The organism is Mycobacterium sp. MUNTM1, from assembly GCF_054660795.1.
Genome location: NZ_BAAGDE010000116.1, coordinates 1 through 330 on the forward strand (window position 1 = coordinate 1; position 330 = coordinate 330).

General features: G+C 70.6%; 1 protein-coding gene. It reads left to right on the top strand.

Features of this window, described 5'->3' with window-relative positions:
- On the top strand, nt 1–278 hold a 278-nt coding region (locus tag ACYQ8K_RS29820; protein ID WP_459974946.1), incomplete at its 5' end, for a PE/PPE C-terminal domain-containing protein.
- Nucleotides 279–330 lie beyond the last annotated feature (52 nt).

Here is a 330-nt window from a genome sequence, read left to right on the forward strand (position 1 = left end):
GCGCTGTGGGTGGGGCGCCGGTCTTGGCGGGGGTGGGCCAAGCGTCCTCGGTCGGTAAGCTGTCGGTGCCGGCTGGTTGGTCGGCGGCCACCCCAGCTGAGCCGGTTGCCGCGCCGCTGGCGGGCTCGGGTTGGACCGGCCCCGTGGAAGAGGGCGGCGGTATGAGTACGGTGCCGGCCGGTATGCCTGCCTATGCCTCGGCCGGCCGCGGAGGCTACGTCACGGGTCCGCGCTATGGAGTCAAGCCGACCGTGATGCCCAGACACGTGGTCGTCTGATCAGTTGGGTCGAAATTTAGAGCCAGCCGGTGAGGCGGCGGAAACCGACCCG